Source organism: Amycolatopsis sp. MEPSY49, from assembly GCF_051337345.1.
Lineage (GTDB): Bacteria > Actinomycetota > Actinomycetes > Mycobacteriales > Pseudonocardiaceae > Amycolatopsis.
In genome coordinates this window covers 1,086,033-1,108,249 of record NZ_JBDLYJ010000001.1, presented here as the reverse complement: position 1 = coordinate 1,108,249, position 22,217 = coordinate 1,086,033, and the positions used below count along the sequence as shown (strand labels likewise).

General features: G+C 72.0%; 19 protein-coding genes. 2 read left to right on the top strand and 17 right to left on the bottom strand.

What is annotated here, in order from left to right; genetic code table 11:
• Positions 1-13: 13 nt before the first annotated feature.
• From ABFJ78_RS05530 to topA, 9 genes are all read right to left on the bottom strand, one after another.
• A complete protein-coding gene (locus tag ABFJ78_RS05530) occupies positions 14-553 on the bottom strand; it encodes a DUF6232 family protein (protein WP_436384595.1) in 540 nt (179 codons plus the stop codon).
• Positions 554-638: 85 nt separating this feature from the next.
• Positions 639-1,844 (bottom strand): DNA polymerase III subunit delta', encoded by a 1,206-nt coding sequence (locus ABFJ78_RS05525; RefSeq protein ID WP_436384594.1) that lies wholly within the window; start codon positions 1,842-1,844, stop codon positions 639-641.
• Positions 1,841-3,970 (bottom strand): bifunctional MFS transporter/dTMP kinase, encoded by a 2,130-nt coding sequence (locus tag ABFJ78_RS05520; RefSeq protein ID WP_436384593.1) that lies wholly within the window; start codon positions 3,968-3,970, stop codon positions 1,841-1,843. The genes ABFJ78_RS05525 and ABFJ78_RS05520 overlap by 4 nt, the downstream gene beginning before the upstream one ends.
• A gap of 148 nt (positions 3,971-4,118) precedes the next feature.
• The gene (locus ABFJ78_RS05515) at positions 4,119-4,730 is read right to left on the bottom strand and encodes a hypothetical protein (RefSeq protein ID WP_436384592.1); all 612 of its coding nucleotides are present in this window, start codon (positions 4,728-4,730) and stop codon (positions 4,119-4,121) included.
• Positions 4,731-6,074: 1,344 nt separating this feature from the next.
• Entirely contained in the window at positions 6,075-6,866 is a 792-nt protein-coding gene (locus tag ABFJ78_RS05510; protein WP_436384590.1) for a hypothetical protein, read from the bottom strand.
• Complete coding sequence (locus ABFJ78_RS05505) at positions 6,859-7,041, bottom strand: hypothetical protein (protein ID WP_436384589.1); 183 nt, start codon at positions 7,039-7,041, stop codon at positions 6,859-6,861. The genes ABFJ78_RS05510 and ABFJ78_RS05505 overlap by 8 nt, the downstream gene beginning before the upstream one ends.
• Positions 7,034-7,825 (bottom strand): ESX secretion-associated protein EspG, encoded by a 792-nt coding sequence (locus ABFJ78_RS05500; RefSeq protein ID WP_436384588.1) that lies wholly within the window; start codon positions 7,823-7,825, stop codon positions 7,034-7,036. Before ABFJ78_RS05500 ends, ABFJ78_RS05505 begins: the two co-directional genes overlap by 8 nt.
• A gap of 86 nt (positions 7,826-7,911) precedes the next feature.
• The gene (locus ABFJ78_RS05495) at positions 7,912-8,520 is read right to left on the bottom strand and encodes a hypothetical protein (protein ID WP_436384587.1); all 609 of its coding nucleotides are present in this window, start codon (positions 8,518-8,520) and stop codon (positions 7,912-7,914) included.
• A gap of 118 nt (positions 8,521-8,638) precedes the next feature.
• Positions 8,639-11,518 (bottom strand): type I DNA topoisomerase, encoded by a 2,880-nt coding sequence (gene topA, locus ABFJ78_RS05490; RefSeq protein ID WP_436384586.1) that lies wholly within the window; start codon positions 11,516-11,518, stop codon positions 8,639-8,641.
• A 296-nt stretch (positions 11,519-11,814) separates the two neighbouring features.
• On the opposite strand from topA, the gene ABFJ78_RS05485 reads away from it, so the two are divergent.
• Complete coding sequence (locus tag ABFJ78_RS05485) at positions 11,815-12,621, top strand: S1 family peptidase (RefSeq protein WP_436384585.1); 807 nt, start codon at positions 11,815-11,817, stop codon at positions 12,619-12,621.
• 18 nt (positions 12,622-12,639) lie between these two features.
• Here the strand turns inward: ABFJ78_RS05485 and ABFJ78_RS05480 are convergent, their stop codons facing one another.
• The 3 genes from ABFJ78_RS05480 to ABFJ78_RS05470 form a co-directional block, all read right to left on the bottom strand.
• Positions 12,640-13,290 carry a hypothetical protein gene (locus ABFJ78_RS05480; protein ID WP_436384584.1) on the bottom strand — a complete coding sequence of 217 codons (651 nt, stop codon included), beginning with the start codon at positions 13,288-13,290 and terminating at the stop codon, positions 12,640-12,642.
• Positions 13,291-13,331: 41 nt separating this feature from the next.
• A complete protein-coding gene (locus tag ABFJ78_RS05475; RefSeq protein WP_436384583.1) occupies positions 13,332-13,922 on the bottom strand; it encodes a hypothetical protein in 591 nt (196 codons plus the stop codon).
• A 149-nt stretch (positions 13,923-14,071) separates the two neighbouring features.
• On the bottom strand, positions 14,072-16,366 hold the full coding sequence (locus ABFJ78_RS05470) for a sodium-translocating pyrophosphatase (RefSeq protein WP_436384581.1): 2,295 nt from the start codon (positions 16,364-16,366) through the stop codon (positions 14,072-14,074).
• A gap of 350 nt (positions 16,367-16,716) precedes the next feature.
• Here ABFJ78_RS05470 and ABFJ78_RS05465 point away from each other — a divergent pair, with 350 nt between their 5' ends.
• Positions 16,717-19,164: a DEAD/DEAH box helicase gene (locus tag ABFJ78_RS05465; RefSeq protein ID WP_436385390.1), complete on the top strand. Its 2,448-nt coding sequence runs from the start codon at positions 16,717-16,719 to the stop codon at positions 19,162-19,164.
• An 84-nt stretch (positions 19,165-19,248) separates the two neighbouring features.
• Here the strand turns inward: ABFJ78_RS05465 and ABFJ78_RS05460 are convergent, their stop codons facing one another.
• The 5 genes from ABFJ78_RS05460 to ABFJ78_RS05440 all read right to left on the bottom strand — a co-directional run bounded on the left by ABFJ78_RS05460 (position 19,249) and on the right by ABFJ78_RS05440 (position 22,210).
• A complete protein-coding gene (locus ABFJ78_RS05460; RefSeq protein WP_436384580.1) occupies positions 19,249-19,866 on the bottom strand; it encodes a bifunctional DNA primase/polymerase in 618 nt (205 codons plus the stop codon).
• Positions 19,867-20,599: 733 nt separating this feature from the next.
• Positions 20,600-20,932: an Rv3654c family TadE-like protein gene (locus ABFJ78_RS05455; RefSeq protein ID WP_436384579.1), complete on the bottom strand. Its 333-nt coding sequence runs from the start codon at positions 20,930-20,932 to the stop codon at positions 20,600-20,602.
• A 19-nt stretch (positions 20,933-20,951) separates the two neighbouring features.
• Positions 20,952-21,287, bottom strand: coding sequence for a TadE family type IV pilus minor pilin (locus ABFJ78_RS05450; protein WP_436384578.1), 336 nt, complete (start codon positions 21,285-21,287; stop codon positions 20,952-20,954).
• A 20-nt stretch (positions 21,288-21,307) separates the two neighbouring features.
• Positions 21,308-21,472, bottom strand: coding sequence for a DUF4244 domain-containing protein (locus tag ABFJ78_RS05445; RefSeq protein WP_436384577.1), 165 nt, complete (start codon positions 21,470-21,472; stop codon positions 21,308-21,310).
• Positions 21,473-21,499: 27 nt separating this feature from the next.
• Positions 21,500-22,210: a type II secretion system F family protein gene (locus ABFJ78_RS05440; RefSeq protein WP_436384576.1), complete on the bottom strand. Its 711-nt coding sequence runs from the start codon at positions 22,208-22,210 to the stop codon at positions 21,500-21,502.
• Positions 22,211-22,217: the final 7 nt, after the last annotated feature.

Below are 22,217 nucleotides of genomic sequence, written 5' to 3'. Positions count from 1 at the left end.
GGTCCCTTCCCGCTCAGTGCACGATCTTGCCGATGCCGTGTCCGCCGACTTCGAACTTGTCCCCGCCGATGTTGTCTCCGTGGCGGGTGTAGTTCACGGTCTTGTGGAAGACCACCCGCGGATCGTCGACAGCCGCCATGATCGCGTGCACGATCTCGTCGAGGATGTGCCGTTCGGTGGTCGCCAGCGCGGTGTACGGGTTTCCGGCCGTTTCGATGACGAGCGCGAACAGCGCCGGGCGCAGCAGCAGGTAGAGCAGCCGGACCGCGCTGATCCCGATCAGCACCGCCGTCGCGATCACCACGACCTGGCCGAGGCTCTTGTCCAGGTGCACGCCTTGGCTCCGCGCGGCTCGCAAACCCAAGGTCGCGCCCATGCCGAGCACCAGCCACAGCAGCGCGAAGCCGAGGAACCGGCCGAACGCGGCCGCCCGCCGGATCGTCAGCCGTACGACCCGCGCCCGCGCGACGTTGCGGACCGGGTAGGCCTCGCGGCCGACCCAGAGGACCTGGTTCTCGACCTTGACGCCGATGACACCGCTGCGCTCGGACATGCTCCGGTCCTCCCCGTGCGGCCGACGTGACGGCAACCAGCGTCACCCCGAGGCAGAACCGCGACAATGTCCTTTCGGGCGGACCTCAGCCCTGTCGCAGAGTCGTGACCATCGCTTCGACGGCGATGCGCGGCTTCACGTTCAAGTCGATCGCCTCACGGCATTCCAGCACCGCTTCGAGCCGGCGCAGCGTCGACTCCGGCGTCCACGCCTGCGCCGCTTCGCGGATTTGGTCGGCGTGGTCGGGGTGGTTGAGCGTCGCGCCGGAGCGGGTCGTCGTCACCAGGACGTCGCGGTAGAAGGCGGCCAGGTCGATCAGGGCGAGGTCGAGCGTGTCGCGCTGGGTGCGGGTCGCGCGGGACTTCTGCTTCTTCTCCAGCTGCTTGACCGCCGCTTCGGCGGCCCGCTTCGCGCCGGCGACGCCCTTGCCGACGCCGTCGCCGCCCATCGCCGTCCGCAGCTCGTTGCGCTCGTCTTCGTCACGGGTCTTGCTCGCCTCGCCCGCGTCGGCCTCGGCCGCGCTGATCAGCTGGTCCGCGCTCGTGAAGACGTCGCTCGGGCGCCTGAGGCCCAGCGGGATCCGCAGCACGGTGGCCCGCCGTTGCCGGGCGGCCTCGTCCGTGGCGAGCCGACGCGCGCGGCCGACGTGGCCGCCACACACCGAAGCCGCCCACTGCGCGCGCTCGGGGTCGACGTGGTCGCGGCGCACCAGGACGTCCGCGATCGCCTCCGGCGGCGGGGTCCGCAGCGCCACCAGGCGGCAGCGCGAGCGGATCGTCACCGAGATGTCCTCGGGGTGGTCCGACGGCGCGCAGAGCAGGAAGACCGTGCGGTCCGGCGGTTCCTCGACGGCCTTCAGCAGCGCGTTCGACGCGCCTTCGGTGAGCCGGTCGGCGTCCTCGATGATCACGACCTGCCACTGGCCGGTGGTCGGGCGGCGCGCGGCCGCCTGCACCAGGGCGCGCATCTCGGCGACCGAGATGGACAGGCCTTCCGGCACCACGAGCCGGACGTCGGCATGCGTGCCCGCCATCGTCGTGTGGCAGCCGGGGCAGGCGTCGCAGCCGGTGCCGGTGCTGCACTGCAGCGCCGCGGCGAACGTCCGCGCGGCCACCGAGCGGCCGGACCCGGGCGGGCCGGTGAGCAGCCACGCGTGCGTCATCGCGCCCGGCGGGGCGGGCTCGCCGGCGACGATCTTCGCCGCGGCGGACGCGGCCGCGGTCAGCGTTTCGACCGCGGCCTCTTGGCCGACCACCTGGTTCCAGACGCCGATGCGCTCGGTCGTCGTCACTTCGCCTCCACGCGAGGCTCATCGGGGGTTTCGACGGGCAGGGTGACGTCGATGTCGACGTCCAGCGGCAGCGTCACCGGCTTCTCCGTCGTCGGCGCCAGCGCGGACAGGCGGCCGACGAACACGGCGCGCAGCGCGGTGCGGATGCGCTCGGCGACCTCGGCGTCGGTGCCGTCGGCGTCGATCACGACGTACCGGTCCGGGTCGGCGGCGGCCATCTCGGTGAGCAGGTGCTGGACGCGCCACTGGTCGTTCATCGCGGACGACTTGTCGCGCGGCGCGCCGTGCGGCGCGGAGTCCAGCAGGACGGTCAGGTCCGGGCGCAGCCGCCCGGTCGCCCAGTCGGCGAGGCCTTCGAGCTCGTCGCTGTCCAGGCCGGCGACGGCCGAGAGGTGCGCCAGCGGCGAGTCGACGAACCGCTCCATCACCACGACCGAACCGGCGTCGAGCGCCGGCTGGACGTGCCGCTCGACGATGTCGGCCCGCACCGCCGCGGCGGCCAGCGCCTGGGCCCGCGCGCCGGTCAGCGACGCGCCGGAGACGAGGGCGGTGAGCCGCTTGTCGTCGAGCGCCGGGTCGGCCGCGACGACGACCGGGCGGGTGCCGCCGCGCATCCAGTCGGCGAGGTTGACGGCCTGGATCGCCGTGTTGATGGCGGTGGTGCCCTCGACGGCGATGAGGAAGCCGTTGACGCGCCGCGGCGTGCGGCGCAGCGCGTTGCGCAGGTCCGACAGGATCGGCTCGGTGCGCTTGTCGTCCATCTGCCGGTAGGCGAAGAGGCCCGCGACCAGCGCGATGGCGGCGCCGCCGATCATCACCGGACGGGTGCCGTCGATGGTGAGCGGGCTTCCCCAGACGGTGATCGTGTGGCGCTGCACCGCGCCGACGAGCAGCGGCACGGTGACCGTGGTGCCGAACAGCACCAGCTTCATCATCAGCTGGTAGATCGCGTTGATCCGGCCGCGGATCGCGTCTTCGACGCGGGAGCCGATGATCGTCACGCCGGTGAGGAAGGCGGTGCCGGCACAGACGCCGACCAGCACGACGGCGATCAGCGAGATCGTCAGGTGCGGCGACAGCGCCACCAGCAGGAGCGAAACCGCGGCCGCGATGATCGACAGGCCGAACAGCCGGTCGTGCGGGAGCCGGTGGGCGAGCTTCGGCGCGAAGACCATGCCGGTGGCGAGGCCGAGGAAGACCGCGAGGACGAGCAGGCTGAACGCCGAGTCACCGGCCAGCAGGCTCGAGGAGTACGGCTTGGCGGAGCCGATCACGGCACCGCCGGCGGCGAACGCCCCGAAGGCGCCCACCAGCAGGCCGCGCACGAGCGGCGTGCTGCGGATGAAGCGGAAGCCGTCGGCGATCATCGCGCCGACGCCGAGCTTCTCCTCGTCCGCGGCCTTGACCTTCTGCTCCGGCAGCGCGTGGACGTTGCGCAGCGACAGCTCGGGGATGCGCGTGGCGATGATGATCGCGCTGGCCAGGTAGAGCAGGCCGGTGATGATGACGACCAGCTTCGCGATGCTCAGGCTCGCGCTGTCGCCGGGGAACAGGTGGAAGGTCGTGTTGACGCCGGTGATGATCGCGTTCGCGCCGGCCGCGGTGATGACGGCGAGGCCGTAGGTCATCACCATGCCGAGCTGGTTGGCCGTCTCGACCTGGTCGGGCCGGCGGAGCAGGTTCGGGACCGCGGCCTCTTTCGAGGGGATCCACATGCTCGCCGCGCTGCCGACGAGGAAGTTGCCGACGAGCAGCCACCACGGCGCGCTGACGATCGCGACGGACAGCAGGAACCCGCACCGCAGCAGGTCGGCGACGACCATCACCTTGCGACGGTCGAACCGGTCCGCCAGCAGCCCGCCGACGGGGGCGAACAGCAGACCCGGCGCCAGGCCGGTGAGCACGACGCCGACGAACGCGAAGTTCTGGGCGAAGTAGTTGTCCGTCAGCTTCGTGGCCAGGCCGGTGAGGGCGAGGATGTTCAGCCAGTCGGCCACGCTGCACAGGTACGTGACGCCCCAGAGGCGCCGGAACGGTTTGATCGCCAGTACCCGCCGGACCCGGTTGATCGTGGACGCCTCGGCGCCCGACGACCCACCCGGGCCGGCCCCGGGTACCGATCGCACGCCCTCGCTGATACGCCCACCCCACTAGTCACGGCGGTGCCGGACGCCCTCGTGAGGTCGCCCGACCGTGAAGTCAGGGTAGCCCGATCGGCCCTTGCCGCGCGGACGGCCCCGAGGTCCCGGCGGGGTGGGGACCAGCGAGCGGACGCTAGTCGAACAGCCCGGTCACGCTGCTGACCAGGCTGGAGACCATCTCGATGGCGACGAATCCGAACACGATCAGCAACACCACGGCGAGCATGACCCCGGCCGCACTCGACGACGGCCGGTTGAACGCCGGCATCGACATCGACGGCAGCCGCCGCCGCTTGACGGGCACCACCTCGAGGTCTTCGTCGAAGTCGTCGTCCGCGTCCACGGGCGGCTTCCGCCGCAGGGGCCGCTGCAACGGCGGCCGGTTCGGCCAGGTGCGCCGCCGGTTCCGCTGCCGCGGGAGCAGCCCCATCGGCGGCCCTGCTTCCTCGCCGACACTGCTCGTGGTGCCCGCGGGTGGGATCGCCCCCGGGGTCTTGGCGTCCTCCTCCCGGAGGGTCTCCTCGACCATCCGGCGCACGGCCTCGTCGTCGTGCGGCACCGGCCCGGCGACCGGGACGGCGACGGGCTCGTGGCCATTCGCGACCGCGGTGCGTGGCTCGGGGTCGGCCGTGACCAGCCCCGAGACGGGGTCGGCGAACATTTCGCCGGGTGCTGCGGACAGAGTGCCGTCGCGCTGAGTGAGCTCGGGGGCATTGAAGAAGGGAGCCTCACCGTTCGCGCTCATGGTGACCACCTCACTACTGAATGTCCTCGCCTTTCCAGGGTAGCGACGCTGGCGGATAACGCATCCGCCCAATGGCTCTGTCTCCAGTGGAGGGTCGGTCACGCAGCGCAAGCCCGTGCCCGAACCCCCTGCAGTGTCCAGCCCGCCGGTGGCCCGGTCGACCGCCAATGGTGACGGATTGTAGTGAGTCCGATCACAGCGGCTTCCGGTGGGCGAGTGGCCGGCCGGTGGCCTGTGGTGACCAGTTTGCGGGGTTCTGGTCGGGTTGGGCATGGGTTTTGCCTGGAGACAGGGGTAGTGGGGGTGGGTCGGTTGGAGGTGCGGGCGGGGCGGTCGGAGCAGCGGCGGGGTTGGGGCGAACGGCGGCCTGCGGGGGCGGGCGGCAGGGGCTCGGGGTGCGGGCGCGCTTGGCCCGCGCGGTGCCGCCGGCTCGGCTCGGGCTCGGCTCGGGCTGAGCTGGGCTGGGCTCGGGCTGGGCTCAGCTGGCCCGGCCCGCGCGGTGCTCGGCTCGGCCCGGCCCGCGCGGTGCTCGGCTCGGCCCGGCCCGCGCGGTGCTCGGCTCGGCCCGGCCCGCGCGGTGCTCGGCTCGGCCCGGCCCGCGCGGTGCTCGGCTCGGCCCGGCCCGCGCGGTGCTCGGCTCGGCCCGGCCCGCGCGGTGCTCGGCTCGGCCCGGCCCGCGCGGTGCTCGGCTCGGCCCGGCCCGCGCGGTGCTCGGCTCGGCCCGGCCCGCGCGGTGCTCGGCTCGGCCCGGCCCGCGCGGTGCTCGGCTCGGCCCGGCCCGCGCGGTGCTCGGCTCGGCCCGGCCCGCGCGGTGCTCGGCTCGGCCCGGCCCGCGCGGTGCTCGGCTCGGCCCGGCCCGCGCGGTGCTCGGCTCGGCCCGGCCCGCGCGGTGCTCGGCTCGGCCCGGCCCGCGCGGTGCTCGGCTCGGCCCGGCCCGCGCGGTGCTCGGCTCGGCCCGGCCCGCGCGGTGCTCGGCTCGGCCCGGCCCGCGCGGTGCTCGGCTCGGCCCGGCCCGCGCGGTGCTCGGCTCGGCCCGGCCCGCGCGGTGCTCGGCTCGGCCCGGCCCGCGCGGTGCTCGGCTCGGCCCGGCCCGCGCGGTGCTCGGCTCGGCCCGGCCCGCGCGGTGCTCGGCTCGGCCCGGCCCGCGCGGTGCTCGGCTCGGCCCGGCCCGCGCGGTGCTCGGCTCGGCCCGGCCCGCGCGGTGCTCGGCTCGGCCCGGCCCGCGCGGTGCTCGGCTCGGCCCGGCCCGCGCGGTGCTCGGCTCGGCCCGGCCCGGCTCGGCTCGGCCCGGCTCGGCCCGGCCCGGCTCGGGCTGGGCCCGAGCTGGGCGAAGCTACCTTCCGGTCAGGGCATCTCCTCCTGTCCCAGGTCGATCATCTTGCGGCACCAGTCGCGCAGCATGCCGCGGCTGAAGGGGCTCAGCACCAGCTGGCGCAGGCCGTCGCCGCGGTCCAAGGCCGCCAGGGCGAACCTCCCCAAGTCCGTGTCCACCAGGACGAACCCGTGGTCGGGGAACTCCGCGCACAGGCCGCCGAACGCCAGCATGTCCAGGACCGCCGTGCCCGAACGGGGCCTCGCCAGGAGCTCGCGCATTGCCCATACGTCGTCGTCCTGGCCGTCGTGGACCAGGCCGTCGTCGTCCACCGACAGCCAGATCGCTCGGGGGGACGCCCCGAAGGGCGCCTCCGGCAGCTCCGCCACCAGCATCTCCGGCAGCTCCTCGAAGTCGGCCAGGTGGATCGCCGTGCGGCCCGGCAGCGCGCCCATCATGAACGCGCGCTCGCCGTCCGCGTAGCAGCGGATGTCCGCCGTCTCCGGCTCGCCGTCGAACACGCCGCACAGCGCCGCCCGCACCGAACCGCGCAGCATCAGCGACACCACCTCGAAGCCGAGCTCGTTGAGCTCGCCGTCCTCGCCGAACGGTGTGCCGTTGATCCAGGCCGCCCACGCCGTGTGCCGCTCGACCTCGGCCACCAGGTCCGCCGGGTCGTCCGAGACCGGGCCGTGGACCAGGATGTCGTGGTCGCTGACCTCCGGGTTGTACAGCCGGTCGACCGGGTCCCGGTCCGGCATCGCCGCCAGCACCGGACCGGCCGCCAGTTCGAGCAGCTCCCGGGCCGCCGTGCGCTCAGCCATTCCTTCCCCTCTCGCTCGGACCGGACTCGTCGTCCGCGCGCGGCTCCGGGACGCCGCTGTTCAGCTCGGCCGCCTCGAGGATCGCGTCGCGCACCGTCAGGTCCCGAGAGGCCGCCGCGACCACCCTGTCCACTCCCTCCCCGGACGTCGTCCGCACCGCCTCCTGCTCAGGCATGGCTCTGCACCGCCTCGACGATCCACTGCTCGGCCGTGCTCCGCGAGGCCGGACCCCACGTGACCGTCCAGCGCCCGGTCCGGCCGACCGCCGCGCTGAACTGGTACCGGCCCAGGTCGTTGTCCACCAGCCCGAACGCGCCGTGCGGGTACTCGGCCAAGATCGCGTCGCGCACCGCGAGGTCGACCAGCACCGTGCCCAGCCGCGGCCGGGCCGCGCACTCCCGGATCTGCTCCACCGCCCGCTCGCACCGGCGCGGGATCAGGCCGCCCTCGTCGGTCTCGATGCGCAGGTGCGGCCCGGGTCCCGGCGGCCGGTCGGGCAGGCCGTCGAACACCCAGCCCGGCAGCTCGCTCAGGAAGCCGGACCGCAGCCGCGCGCGGTTGCCCAGCTTGTGCAGCACCGTGGTGTAGTCCTCGTCGCCGAAGAACCGCACCTCCCACGGCTCCCGCCGGGCCGGGAAGACGCCGGTGACCACACCGCGGATGAACCCGCCGCGCAACGCCCGGTACAGCCCGACCGCTTCCGCCGTGACCTCGCCGCCCGGGGCGAGGCCGATCGCGGACATCCCGGCGACGAACCGGGTGTACTGCTCCACCTCGTCGGCGAGGCTCGACGCGGGCGAGGAGCGACGCCCCGGCAGCGGTTCGGTGTCCGCCAGCACCGGCGGGATCTCGAACTCGGGGTCGTAGAACTCCATCACCGAGGGCCGCTCCGGCACCTCGGCCGAGAGCGGGGCGATGACCTCGTCGATGACGTCGAAGACGGCGACTGAAGTGTTCACCCCTCGATTGAACACCCTGGCACCGACAATTTCTCGCACATATGTTCGAGAGGGTGACGTCCGTCGGTGAACGGTCGGCGAGCGGCTCACACATGCTCCGGCACCCGCCCGTCGACGAACTCCGCGAGCCGCTCCACGGTGCCGGGCAGCCACCACAACCGGCGGTGGCCACCCCGGGGTCTGCTCAGCGCCGCCAGGTGGCGGCCACGGTCGTCGTCGACGAACGCCAGCACCTCCCACCGCGACGGCGAGCCGTCGCGAGCGATGTCGAACTGGACGGTGCCGCGCCGGGTCCGCCGCAGATCGTCCACCAGGTCCAGGACGAGACACTCCTGCTCGGGCTCGAGCACTCCCCGCTCATCGGCGTCGAGGTACAGCCCTTCGCCCGGCGCCGGCGGCAGCGGAGGCAGGCGCGTCAACGCGAGCCGGAGCAGCTCCGCGACCGAACCCGGCGAAGGCCCGGAGAGCGACAGGCCGTCCCCGGCGATGCCGAACCTGTCTCGGTCGTCGAAGAACGCCGAGGTCCACGGCTCGTCGGACATCGCGACGGCGACGCCGCAGACTCCGCCGGTGCCGACGAAGCCGGTCAGCGACTCCATCATGTCCATGGCAGTGGAGCTGCCGGCGGCCGCCGCCCGGACCGGCTTGAGGATCTTGGTGGTCACCGTGTACACGGTGCGTGGTGTCTTGGTCACGCGTCCATGAAACCCGCGACCACCGACAATTTCCCGAACATCCGTTCGAGGTGTCACCCGAAAGTGTGGCCGGACGCCATGAAGGCCCCTGGCGCGCCAGGGGCCTTCATGAGCGGTCTTACTTGGCCTTCGTGGCCGTCGAGCCGCGCTTCGTCGTGGTGGACTTGGCGGCCGCGGCCTTGGCGGTCTTGCTCGTGCCCGCCTTGACCGTCTTCGCCGTCGTCGACGCCGGCTTGCGCGCCGGCGCCTTCCGCTTCGGCGCCGGCCCCTTGGCCCGCTTCTCGGCCAGCAGCTCCGACGCCCGTTCCGCGGTCAGCGACTCGATCTCGTCGCCCTTCCGCAGCGTGGCGTTGTACTCGCCGTCGGTCACGTACGGGCCGAACCGGCCGTCCTTGACGACCATCGGCTTCTTCGAAACGGGGTCCTCGCCGAGCTCCTTGAGCGGCGGCTTCGCCGTCGCGGAGCGCCCACGCTGCTTCGGCTCCGAGTAGATCTTCAGCGCCTCTTCGAGCGTGATCGAGAAGAGCTGGTCCTCGGTCGAGAGCGAGCGCGAGTCCGTGCCCTTCTTCAGGTACGGCCCGTAGCGCCCGTTCTGCGCGGTGATCTCGTCACCGGACTCCGGGTCCTTGCCGACCACGCGCGGCAGCGAGAGCAGCTTCAGCGCGTCGTCCAGCGTGATGGTTTCGATGTCCATCGACTTGAACAGCGAGCCCGTACGCGGCTTCGGCGCCTTCGCCTTGGCGGCCTTCTTCTGCGCGGCCGTCGCGTCTTCGGGGATCTCGATCTCCGGCAGCACTTCGGTGACGTACGGCCCGAAGCGGCCTTCCTTCGCGACGATGTCGTGCCCGCTCACCGGGTCGGTGCCCAGCGTGCGGCCCTCCTGCGGGGTCGCGAACAGCTTCTCCGCGATCTCCTGCGACAGCTCGTCCGGCGGCAGGTCCTCGGGCAGGTTCGCGCGCTGCGACTCGCCGTCGACCTCGCGCTCGAGGTACGGCCCGTAGCGCCCGACGCGGACCACGACCTTGTGCCCGTCGGCGTCGCTGAACAGCGGGATCGAGTTGATCTCGCGCGCGTCGATGTCCTCGACGCTGCCCTCGACCAGCTTCTTCAGCCCGCCCAGGCGGCCGATCGAGCCGTCGACGCCCATGTCGCCGCCGAAGTAGAACTTCGACAGCCACTGCGCGCGCTGCTCGTCACCGGCCGCGATGCGGTCGAGCTCGTCCTCCATGCCGGCGGTGAAGTCGTAGTCGACCAGCCGCTCGAAGTGCCGTTCCATCAGGCCGATCACGGCGAACGCGACCCACGACGGGACGAGCGCGGAGCCCTTCTTCCAGACGTACCCGCGGTCCTGGATGGTCTTGATGATCGACGCGTACGTCGACGGGCGGCCGATGCCCAGCTCTTCCAGCTTGCTGACCAGGCTCGGCTCCGAGTACCGCGCCGGCGGCGACGTGGTGTGGCCGTCCGGGTTCAGGTCCGACGCGGTGAGCGCCTGGTCCTTCTCCAGCACCGGCAGGCGGCTCTGCTTGTCGTCGGCCTCGCCACCGGTCTCGGTGTCGACCGCCTCGACGTACGCCTTGAGGAAGCCCGCGAAGGTGATCGTGCGGCCCGACGCGGCGAAGGTGCACTCCTCGCCCGAAGTCGCGTTGCCGACGATGCGCACGGACATCGTGGTGCCCTTGGCGTCCGCCATCTGCGAAGCGATCGTGCGCTGCCAGATCATCTCGTAGAGGCGGAACTCGTCGGTGTCCAGCTCGCCCGCGACCTGTCCCGGCGTGCGGAAGACCTCGCCCGACGGCCGGATCGCCTCGTGGGCCTCCTGCGCGTTCTTGACCTTGCGCGTGTACTGGCGCGGCGACGGCGAGACGTACTCCTTGCCGTACAGCTGCGTGGCCTGGCTGCGCGCCGCCGAGATCGCCGACTCCGACAGCGTCGTGGAGTCGGTACGCATATAGGTGATGTAGCCGTTCTCGTACAGCTTCTGCGCGATCCGCATCGTGCGCTCGGAGGTGAACCGCATCTTGCGGCCGGCCTCCTGCTGCAGCGTCGAGGTCATGAAGGGCGCGTACGGCTTCCGCGTGTACGGCTTCTCTTCGACGCTCGAGACCTTGAAGTCACGCTGCTTCAGCGCGTCGGCCAGGCGCCGGGCGTCGGCCTCGGCGAGTACGCGGACCTCGTTGTTCGACGCCTTGAGCTGCCCGTCCGAGCCGAAGTCGCGGCCGGTGGCCAGACGCGCGCCGTCGACGGCGACCAGGCGCGCCGGGAAGTTCCGCGGCGAAGCCTCTTCCCCGGCGTCCATGGTCGCCGAGATGTCCCAGTAGGACGCCGAGGTGAAGCGCATCCGCTCGCGTTCGCGCTCGACCACGATCCGGGTCGCCACCGACTGCACGCGGCCCGCCGAGAGCTTCGGCATGACCTTCTTCCACAGCACCGGCGAGACCTCGTAGCCGTAGAGGCGGTCGAGGATGCGGCGGGTCTCCTGCGCGTCGACGAGGTCGGCGTCCAGCTCACGGGTCGAGTCGGCGGCCGCGCGGATGGCCTGCTCGGTGACCTCGTGGAAGACCATCCGGCGGACCGGGACCTTCGGCTTCAGCGTCTCGAGCAGGTGCCACGCGATGGCTTCGCCCTCGCGGTCGGGGTCCGTGGCGAGGTAGAGCTCGTCGACGTCCTTCAGGAGGCCCTTGAGCTCGGTGACCTTGGACTTCTTGTCCGGGGTGACCACGTAGAGGGCCTTGAAGCCGTTGTCGACGTCGACGCCGAGGCGTGCCCAGGACTCGCCCTTGTACTGCGCGGGCACGTCGGCGGCACCACGCGGCAGGTCGCGGATGTGCCCGACGGAGGACTCGACGACGTACCCGCCGCCCAGGTAGGGGGCGATCTTGCGGGCCTTCGTCGGGGACTCGACGATCACCAGCCGCCGGTGCCCGGCGCCGTTGTCCGCCGAGGCTCCGTTCTTCTTGGTCCGTGCTCCTGCCACGCTGTCCTGCTCTCCGCTCATCTCGTCCCGCCAGGCGGAACTGCACCACGTCCCTGCCCAGGGCCCGCGTCTCGACCTGCCAGTGTGCACGCTGTTCCGGTCCGGACGGCGCGGAGGTGACCCAACACGCCGCCGGTCCTGTGTCCAGCGCATCGCCGCTGACCTCGACGATGTTTCCCCAACGTACCTGCCACGTGATTTCGGCCACGTCCCGCGCAGCCTAGCGCGTGACCGTCCGGATACCCTCCGTTCGACGGTGGTGGGCGCGGGGACGTGACCGCTTCACTGGTTTCCCCGCTCAGCCGAAAGGATCCGCCATGACCCGACGCCTCCTCGGCGCCCTGCTCACCGCCGCGACCGCCACAGTATTACTGGGGACGACCCCGGCGAGCGCGGCCGCGGCGAACTTCGCCGGCACGGTAGCGCTGTCCAACTGCTCGGGCTCGGTGGTGAAGCCGGCCGCGACGCCCGACACCGCCCCCGCGCTCGTCATGTCCAACGGGCACTGCCTCGAGACCGGCTTCCCGGCACCCGGGCAGGTCATCACCAACCGGTCGTCCAGCCGCACGTTCACGTTGCTCAACTCCAGCGGCGGCAACGCGGGCACCCTGCGCGCGAAGAAGATCGTCTACGGGACGATGACCGACACCGACGTGTCGCTCTACCAGCTCACCACCACCTACGCGCAGATCAGGTCGAGCTACGGGATTTCGCCGCTGGAGCTGTCCAACGCGCACCCGACGGCCGGCGCCGCGATCGACGTCGTCTCCGGCTACTGGAAGCGGATCTATTCCTGCAGCATCGACGGTTTCGTCTACCGGCTGAAGGAGGGCAGCTGGACCTGGAAGGACTCGATCCGCTACACGTCCGCCTGCCAGACCATCGGCGGCACGTCGGGTTCGCCGATCGTCTCCGGCGGCAAGGTCATCGGCGTGAACAACACCGGCAACGAGGACGGCGCCCGCTGCACGGACAACAACCCGTGCGAGGTCGACCAGGCCGGGAACGTGACCGTGCACTACAAGACGAACTACGGCCAGGAGACGTACGGCATTCCCGCGTGCCTCACTTCGGCCAACGAAATCGCCCTCACGCAGGCCGGTTGCACCCTGCCCCGGCCGTGACGCGCCGCCCGCGCCCGGTCAGGCCGTGCTCGTCACGGCCTCCGGGTGCGGGACCGGCTGCGGTGCCGCGCCGGGCCACGCCGCTTCGGCGCCCGGTGGCGGTTGCCCGATCAGTTCCAGCAGCGCCTCCAAGCGACGTTTCCCGGTGACCTTGACGGCCGGAACCTCGGCCTTCGGGCCGGTCAGCTTCGCCGCGACGCCCAGCGGCGTCAGCGCCTCGACCAGCCGCTCGTGCATGCCCGGCGCCAGCGGGTCGACGCCCAGCAGGTAACCCTGCGTGCCGGGGCGGCCGCCGGCGAGCGCCCACATCCGCAGCATCGCCCCGCTCAGCCGGAAGCCGTCCGGCACGGCTTTGCCCGAGTCGTCCTCCGCCGGGCCCGCGCAGCCCTCACGCAGCCATCTGAGCGCCAGCGGGAGCAGGTCGACGCGGAAGGACGTGCGCACCTGCGGATTGCCGCAGTCGGCCTTCGAGACCTGGGCGTCGGCACCGCGGCAGTGGAACTCGCGCGCCAGCACGTGCGCCCGCCACGGCTCCTCGACGACCACCGACAGCCGGGCGGCCGTGCGCCCGAAACCGGTGATCTGGCCGTGGCAGCACAACAGGCCGGCCAGGTCGCCCAGACCTGGCCCGCTGGCCTCGGCGGAGAAGAGCGAGATCGTCCGATCCACCGCGCCATACTAGAACACAAGTTCGATTCAGCGCGAGATCTTCACCTGGGAGATTGATCGAGCTGGCGGCACGCCGGAGCGCGCTGCTCCGCCGCGGCCAGCGCCGGCACGCCCCGGAGGCCCTTGAGGTAGTCGAGCGCGTCGATGCGGTCGAGCGTGGCCCTGGCCTCGCCGAGCGCCTCCTTCGTCGCCGCCGCGTCGCCGCGGACGGCGTCGATGCGCTGCCGGGCGCTCTCGGCCTGCGTGCGGATCTCGGAAAACTGGCCGATGACGTTCTCGCGGCCGCCGTCCCCGGACGGCACCGGGGGCGCGCCGAGCGCGGTCAACCCCGCCAGGCTCTGGTCGAGCCCGCCGACCACCGAGGAAAGCAGGTCACTGGACGTCCGGGACGCCTGCTGCGGCGTGCTGGGGTCCACGGTCGGCAGATCCGCCAGGGTGCGGACGAGGTGCGTCACCGCACCGCAGTAGGCGTCCGCCCATCTCGCCGCGGGATCGGCCTGCGGCACCACGGTCGTCACCGACAGACCCTGGTCCCGCGCCGGCGACTGCGCGGGAGCTTGCTGCCCGCAGCCGGCGAGGCCGATCGTGATCGTCGTGGTTAGGGCGGCGAAGACGGTTGACCGCGGCCGCACCTGAACACCTCCTGCTCGACGACGTCCCGGAAGGGCCGACGGTACCGATTCGATGCTGCTTCGCAAGTCGCCGAGCCAGGGTGGGATGTGCTGACACGCCCCGGGCCCGGCACGCGACGCTGCGTGCCGGGCCCGGGAACGGTGGTGCGTCAGGCCTTGATCTCCGTCGGGGAGTCGGTCAGGACCGTCCCCCGGCGCTTCGAGATCACGATGGCCGCCACGACGATGGCGAGCGCGACCAGCGAAATGATGATGCGCACCGCGGCGTTCTCGTCCGGACCGATCGAGAACTGGACGACGGCGGGCGCGATCAGGACCGAGACCAGGTTCATCACCTTGATCAGCGGGTTGATCGCCGGGCCGGCGGTGTCCTTGAACGGGTCACCCACGGTGTCACCGATGATGGTGGCCTCGTGCGCGGCCGAGCCCTTGCCGCCGTGGTTGCCGTCCTCGACCAGCTTCTTCGCGTTGTCCCACGCGCCACCGGAGTTGGCGAGGAAGATCGCCATCAGGGTGCCGCAGGCGATCGCGCCGGCCAGGTAGCCGGCGAGTGCGCCGGTGCCCAGGCCGAAGCCGACCGCGATCGGGGCGAAGACCGCCAGCAGACCCGGCGTCGTCAGCTCACGCAGCGAGTCGCGCGTGACGATGTCGACGACCTTGCCGTACTCGGGGCGGGTGGTGCCCTCCATGATGCCCGGGATGTCGCGGAACTGGCGGCGCACTTCGTAAACGACCGCGCCGGCGGCCCGGGACACCGCGTTGACGGCGAGACCCGAGAACATGAACACCACGGCCGCGCCGATGATCACGCCGACCAGCGTGTTCGGGCTGACGACCTGGTTGACGAACGACTTGGCCGCGTCCATGCCGGTGACCACGCCGTTGCCCATGCCCGCCAGCGTCTTCGTGATCGCGTCCGAGTAGGACCCGAAGAGCGCGGTCGCCGCGAGGACGGCCGTCGCGATCGCGATGCCCTTGGTGATGGCCTTGGTGGTGTTGCCGACCGCGTCCAGCTCCGTGAGGATCTGCGCGGCCTTCTCGTCGACGTCGCCCGACATCTCGGCGATGCCCTGCGCGTTGTCCGAAACCGGGCCGAAGGTGTCCATCGCGACGATGACGCCGACCGTGGTCAGCAGGCCGGTGCCCGCCAGCGCCACGGCGAACAGCGCGACGCCGCCGCCCAGCAGGTACGCGCCGAACACGGCCGCGCCGATGACCAGCGCGGTGTACACGGCGGACTCGAACCCGACCGAGATGCCGGACAGGATGACGGTCGCGCCACCGGTCTCCGACGTCTGCGCGACGTCCTTGACCGGCTTGTACTCGGTGCCGGTGTAGTAACCGGTCAGCTTCAGGATGACTGCCGCGAGCACGATGCCGATGATCACCGCGACGGTCGCGATGACCGCCGGGTTGCCCGCGTTCTCATACCCCGCGCCGAAGTCCGAGAAGCTGCTCGGCAGGTACACGAACGACGCGATCGCCGACAGCACCGCGGAAATGACCGCGGAGATGTAGAAGGAGCGGTTGATCGTGACCAGGCCGCCTTCGCCCGCGCGCGCCTTGGTGATGTAGACACCGATGACGGCGGTGATGACGCCGATGGCCGGCACGATCAGCGGGAAGATCAGGCCGTGCACGCCGAAGGCGGTGCTGCCCAGGATCAGCGCGGCGACCAGCATGACGGCGTAGGACTCGAAGAGGTCCGCGGCCATGCCGGCGCAGTCGCCGACGTTGTCGCCCACGTTGTCCGCGATGGTCGCGGCGTTGCGGGGGTCGTCCTCCGGGATGCCCTGCTCGACCTTGCCGACCAGGTCCGCGCCGACGTCGGCGGCCTTGGTGAAGATACCGCCGCCGACACGCATGAACATGGCGATCAGGGCGGCGCCGAAGCCGAAGCCCTCGAGCACCTTGGGCGCCTGGCCGGTGTAGACCAGCACGACGAGCGCGGCACCGAACAGGCCGAGGCCGACGGTGATCATGCCGACGACACCGCCGGTGCGGAACGCCACGCGCATGGCGATCTCGCGGCCGCCTTCCTCGCGCGACGCGGCGGCGACGCGCAGGTTCGCCTGCGTCGCCAGCCACATGCCGAGGTAACCGATCGCGAACGAGAACCCGGCGCCGACCAGGAAGAAGAGCGACCGGCCGATCTTCTCGTTCCAGTCGTCGGCGGGAAGTGCGAAGAGCAGGAGGAACACGATCACGCCGAAAATGGCGAGGGTGTTCCGCTGCCGCTTGAGGTAAGCGGCCGCGCCTTCCTGCACCGCCTTGGCGATGTCCTGCATCTTGGCGGTGCCCTGGCCTGCGGCCAGCACCTCCTTGAGCAGGACGTAGCCGATGACGAGTGCGGCAAGCGCGACCACGGCGACTACACCGACAATCGTGTAGCCACCTCCGGAGAGCGTGATGGACCCGCCCTCCGCGAGGAACTGCCGTGACATTCGTCCTCCAGGAGACGTCGCCGATCGCCAGCGTCGACGGCAAGCCGGGGGTTCGACACGGCCGACGCTGGCATGGACCCTGTACCGAGCGACACGCTAGCCGTGCGGCGATGCACGTCTCGCATGACGCTCACCACAGAGGGTGTGGATTGCGGGAGTGTATTGGTATCGCAACCAGCGCCTTTAAGGCGTCCCCGGGACAGTACATTCCGTTACCTTGTGAGCCTCCTCACTTGATCGATCCCTCTGGCCGGATTCCGTTGGGGCTCCGGCGATCTGGCGGAACTGTCGTACCCCTGTGCCAAGCTCGGCGGGTGGACGAATCACGGGGGCGGCGGCTGCTGGGGCGGGTGACCGCCGGCATCCCCGCGCGCGACGACCCGATCACGCACGTCGCGGACCTGCCGGGCCGGTCCGCGACGTGCGTGCCGTGGCCGTCGTGGGCCGATCCGGCGGTGGTGCGCGCGTTCGGTGACTGCGGGGTCGCGCTGCCATGGGCGCACCAGGCGGAGGCCGCGGCGCATGCGTACGAGGGCCGGCACGTCGTGATTTCGACCGGCACGGCGTCGGGCAAGTCGCTCGCCTACCAGCTGCCGGTGCTGTCGCGGCTGGCCGCGGGCGAGAAGGCGAACGCGCTGTACCTGTCGCCGACGAAGGCGCTGGGCGCGGACCAGCTTAGGTCGGTGTCCTCTTTGGACGTCCCGGGCGTCCGGGCGGCGTCGTTCGACGGGGACACGCCGATGGTCGAGCGGGACTGGGTGCGCGCGCACGCCAACTGGGTGTTCACCAACCCGGACATGCTGCACCGCGGGATCCTTTCGCAGCACGGGCGGTGGGCGGCGTTCTTCCGGCGGCTCAGCTGCGTGGTCGTCGACGAATGCCACAGCTACCGCGGCGTCTTCGGCTCGCACGTCGCTCTGCTGCTCCGGCGGCTTCGGCGTGTTGCCGAGCATTACGGTGCTTCGCCGGTGTTCGTGCTGGCCTCGGCGACGACCGCTTCGCCTGCTTCATTCGCTTCGCGGTTGACGGGCGTGCCTTGTGAGGCAGTGACGGAGGACGCGTCGCCGCGCGGCGCTCGGACGGTCGCGCTTTGGGAGCCACCGCTGCTCGACGAACTGACCGGGGAGAACGGCGCGCCGGTCCGGCGTTCGGCGGGCGCGGAGACGTCGCGGATCCTGGCCGACCTCGTCGTCGAAGGCGCGCGGTCGCTGGCGTTCATCCGGTCCCGGCGGGGCGCGGAGCTGGCCGCGCTGGGTGCGCGTCGCATACTGTCCGAAGTGGACCCGGCGTTGACGGAAACCGTTGCGGCGTATAGGTCTGGCTATCTTCCGGAAGAGCGTCGCGCGTTGGAGGCGGCGTTGTTGTCGGGACGTCTGCTGGGCGTCGCGACGACCAACGCCTTGGAGCTGGGCGTCGACATCGCGGGGCTGGACGCGGTGGTGCTGGCGGGCTACCCGGGCACGCTCGCGTCGTTCTGGCAGCAGGCCGGCCGGGCGGGCCGCTCCGGCGACTCGGCGCTGGTGGTGTTCGTCGCGCGGGACGACCCGCTCGACACGTACCTGGTGCACCACCCGGCGGCGCTGCTTTCGCGGCCGGTGGAGACGGCGGTGCTCGACCCGGCGAACCCGTACGTGCTGGCGCCGCAGCTGGCGTGCGCGGTGGCGGAGTTGCCGCTGACCGTCCCCGAGCTGGAGATGTTCGGCGGCGCGGCGGCCCAGGAGGTGCTGGCCGAGCTGGCGGAGCAGAAGCTGCTGCGCCGCCGGTCGAGCGGCTGGTACTGGACGTCCCGCGACCGGCCGCACGCCGAGGTCGGGATCCGCGGGACGGGCGGCGAACAGATCGCGGTGGTCGAGTCGGACTCCGGGCGGATGCTGGGCACGGTCGACCCGGGGTCGGCGTGTTTCGCGGTCCACCCCGGCGCGGTCTACCTGCACCAAGGTTCGTCATACGTCGTCGACGAGCTGGACCTGGACCAGGGGCTGGCGATGGTCCACGCGGAGAACCCGGACTGGACGACGACGCCGCGCGAGATCGTGGACATCGCGGTGCTGAGCACGCAGGAGAAGCAGGAGTTCGGCGGGGTGAGCGTGTGCCTCGGCGAGGTGGCGGTGACTTCGCAGGTGGTCGGCTACCTGCGGCGACGGCCGTCGGGTGAGGTGCTGGACCACACGCCGTTGGACCTGCCGGAGCAGAGCCTGCACACGCGGGCGGTCTGGTACACGATCTCGTCTTCGCTGCTGGGGCCGGCCGTACGTCCGCGGGTTTCGGGTTCGGCTTCGGGTTCGGCTGATGGCGAGGTGGGGACCGGGGGCCATCGGGTGGGGACCGAATCTGCGGGGCCGGTGGGGACCGGGGAGGAACCCCTGGCGAACGGTCGGGGGTCCGTTCACGAGGGTGGCAGGGCACCGGGGAGTGCCGGATTGGTTCCGGCACGAGTCCCCGGTGCCCTGCATGCCGCCGAGCACGCGGCGATCGGCCTGCTACCGCTGTTCGCTACGTGCGACCGATGGGACATCGGCGGGGTGAGTACCGCGTGGCACGAAGACACCGGGGAGGCGACGGTGTTCGTGCATGACGGCCATCCCGGGGGTGCGGGATTCGCCGAACGCGGTTATGCCGCGATTGTCCCGTGGCTGGCCGCAACGCGGGAGGCGATCGTCTCCTGCGAGTGCCCGACGGGATGCCCGTCCTGCGTCCAGTCGCCGAAGTGCGGGAACGGCAACGATCCGCTGGACAAGGCGGGGGCGGTGGCTGTCTTGGGAACCGTGCTCGGGGCGTTGCGTCAACACGGTGCCTAGACGGCCACTTGGTGGTTCATGGAGTTGTGTCGTGCTCCGCCTCGGCCGGGCTGGGACCGGCCGGCGGCGGTGGTTCGGAGTGGTTCAGGCCGCGGTGGACTGGACCAGCTGCGGGGCTTCGGCACCGGCCAGCGCGCGGACGAGCACGTCGTGCACCTCGGCGGCGTCCGGCAGCTGCCAGCCGCAGACCTCGGGCTTGACGCGCCAGTGCACGACACCGTGCTGGAACGGCGACGGCGGCAGCGGGATCCAGCTGTCCCTGCCGTGCCACTGGATCGAGGAGCGGGAGGCCAGCTCGGCCGGGATGTGGTCGGCGACGGTGGTCAGGAAGAGCCACCGGCCGTTCGGCAGCGCGATGATGGGCGCGGGGTGCCCGATGGCGCGCAGCAGGCGGCAGGCGCGCTTGCCGAGTTCGTCGTCGACCTCGATGGCGTCGAGGACGGTGCCGGTGGCGACGAGGAGGCTGTGGGTCCGGTCGGAGAACCAGGTGGCGACCTCGTGAGCGTGGGTGCCGATCTGCTCGCGCCAGGCGTCACTGGCCGGGACCGGACGACGCCAGGTGAGGTCGTCGCCTTCGGTGAGCGGAGCGGGGTTGACGCCCGGGAGCACCGGCCAGCCACGCCAGGCGAGACCGATCGCCTCCGCCCGCAGTTCGATGCGGAAGGCGCCGCGCCAGCTGTCCGGCCAATTCGCGTCCAACATTGTCTTTCCTGCCTTAGGTTCCGGTTCTCCGCGACCGGCTGGGACCCTGCCGTGGTGTCGCACATCTCACTTAACGGCAAGTTGCACATTGCCCGGAACCCCCGCGCGACAACCGGTGGTTACGCGGCGATGAACGCCCGGTAGTCCCTACGGCCCGACCGAACCCGTCGGCGCGGATCGACGGTGAACGGCAGCCGTCCGCGGACCGCTCGTCGCGCGAATCCCCAGGAGCGAAGGCCTGTCGCTCGGGTGAGCGGCGGCTTTTGCGAGGGGTATCGGCCCAGGTGAGCAGCGTGTTCGACCGCTCACCGTGCACTACCGACCGCTGCCCGTGACAATTGGCCACTTATCGTCCGCCCGGACGGATCAGCCGGTCACCGTGGCATACCGACCGGTCGGCGTCCGGCGAGCGGGCGGGCCGCGGGGGTCCCGGTGAGCGGTCGGCGGGCACGGCGATCCGGCGCGGTGGTTACGCCGGTCTCGCGCGATCGCCGGTCCGAGCGGGCCGCCGGTTGGGCCCGGCGCGGGCTCCGGCCGACGAGGCGGTCACGGCGGCAAGCCGACGGGGCGGGCGCCAACCTCGGCCGGCGAAGCGGTCACGGCGGCCCGCCAGCGGAGCGGGCGCCAACCTCGGCCGACAAGCCGACCACCGCGGCCAGCCGGCGGGGCGGGGGCGAGCCTTGGCCGATTGGCCATTCACCGCGGCCGGCCCGGGCCTCGGCCGATGAGCCGGTCACGGTGGCCGGCCCGCGGGTCCGGCTCGGGCTCTGGCGGATGGGCCGGCCAGTCCGCCGAACGCCAGGCCTGCTGCCTGCACCTCGACGAACGCGTCCAGTTGCTGCCATCTGCAGGCCAGGAGCGTGACCGCCATCCGGTCCGCGATCCACCTGGCGCGCTCGCAAGCCCTGGCTGGGCCTTCCACCGCGTGCGAGGCGGCCGCGAGCGCGCCCAGGTCGGCGGCTGTCTCTGCCCGGTGACGGGCGAGGACCGCCGTCGCCAGCCAGCAGCCGAGGACCGCTACTCCCGTCAGCGCTGCCACCGCCATCGCTGTCCAGATGGTGGCCACGCCGCTGTCCTCGCGTGGGTCAGCCTGGCTCACCGTCGGCCTCCGTCCCCGGTTCGGCGACCGCGTAGGCCGTCGCGTTCAAATGGACCGAGGGCAGCAGCCCGCCTGTCGGGTGGGCGGTCACCTCGACCGTTATCTCCTCGCCGTCCTGGCGGATGGCGAGGTTCGCGCCCGGCGGGGCGATCTGGTGGACCGCCGACGCCGCCTCGTGGGCCTGGCCTCTGGCCACAAGCCGCGCGGCTTCGCGGGCCGCGTCCGTGCAGCGGAGCTGGCTGGTCAGGAGCGTCAGGCCCGCGACCAGCAGGACCGTCACCACCGTCAGGCCGGCGAGGCCGAGGGCGGCTTCGACCGTCACTGCCCCTTCGTCTCTTCGGCTCACGACGGCACCGTCAGGGCCTTCATGACCAGGTTCGTCAGCCACGAGACGACCGAGTCGCCGGTGAGGAGGGTGTAGAGGACGGCCGCGAAAGCCGCGACGGCGACCGTGACGATCGCGTACTCGACCGTGGTGGAACCGTCGTCGGAGCGGGGCGTGCGCATGGGTTTCCCTTCAGTACTTGTCGGTGGTCAGAAGAGCGGGCCGAGCCGGCCGGCCAGGCCGAGGACGACCGGCAGCACGCCCAGGCAGAAGAAGGCCGGCAGGAAACACAGGCCGACGGGCAGTGCCAGCGCCACGCCGGCTCGTTCCGCGCGCTCCTCCGCTTCGGTGGCGAGTTCGTCGCGGAACCGTCCGGCGAGGTCGGCGGCCGCCGTGGCGAACGCGGCGCCCGAACGGGACGTCCGGATCGCCGCGGCCGCCAGTTCGCCGAGGCACGGGACGGTCTGGGCCCAGGCCTCCTCCGCCGAGGAACCGAGGGCGAGCAGGCCGGCGGTCGAGCGGAGGGCCGCACTCGCGTCGGCCGGCGCGGTATCGGCCACCGCGTCGAGGGCGGAAGGGACCGGCAGCCCGGCGCGGAGGCAGGCCGCGAGGAGATCGAGTGTCCTGGCGAGCCGGAGCTTGGCCGCCAGGTCCAGGTTGGGCGCGCGGGGGCGCCGGCTCCGGCGGACGGCCCGCCACCCGGCGGCGGTCACCAGGGCGCCGACGACCACTCCGGGGAGACCGCCGATCAGGACTGCGGTCGAGATGCCGCCGAGGGTGGTCGCGAGTTCGGGGATCGATCGAGGCCACTTGCGGGGTTTGGCGGTGGTGCCGGACAGCCAGGTGAAGCGCCTTGCCGCGGCTTCGTTCGGCCAGACGAGGAGAGCGGCGCCGCAGAGAAGGAGAGCTGTTGCGGTCATCGGCTAC